This window comes from Salinimicrobium oceani (assembly GCF_012037645.1).
Map to the genome: position 1 here is coordinate 1 of NZ_JAAVJR010000548.1, position 472 is coordinate 472.

Annotated in this window: 1 protein-coding gene; it reads left to right on the plus strand. The window is 44.7% G+C overall.

All coding sequences use genetic code 11. The features are described from left to right. Nucleotides 1-472, plus strand: a 472-nt coding sequence (locus HC175_RS18180; RefSeq protein WP_235942676.1) for a heavy-metal-associated domain-containing protein, incomplete at both ends; no start/stop codon positions are given.

Here is a 472-nt window from a genome sequence, read left to right on the forward strand (position 1 = left end):
TCCCCGGGACATCTTTGAAACAGCGCTTCAACAGGGTGGCGGAAATTACCACATTCTGGCTCCGGGTACTTCGGAAGAAAAATCTGTAAAGGAGGGTGTCAAAAATGATGTTTTTGAAGACCGTTCTGAAGCAAATGAGTCTTTGATGACCCACACCTACAAGATCACCGGCATGACTTGTAATGGCTGTCGGTCACATGTTGAGGAGATGCTTAAAAAGGTCGACGGAGTGAAATCTACTGCTGTGGATCTTGAAAAAGAAGAGGCAGTGATTGAAATGGAAAAGCACATTCCCTGGAACATCTTTGAAACAGCGCTGCAACAGGGTGGTGGAAATTACCACATTCTGGCTCCGGGTACTTCAGAAGAAAAGTCTGTAAAGGAGGGTGTCAAAAATGATGTTTTTGAAGACCATTCTGAAGCAAATGAGTCTTTGATGACCCATTCCTACAAGATTACCGGCATGACCTGT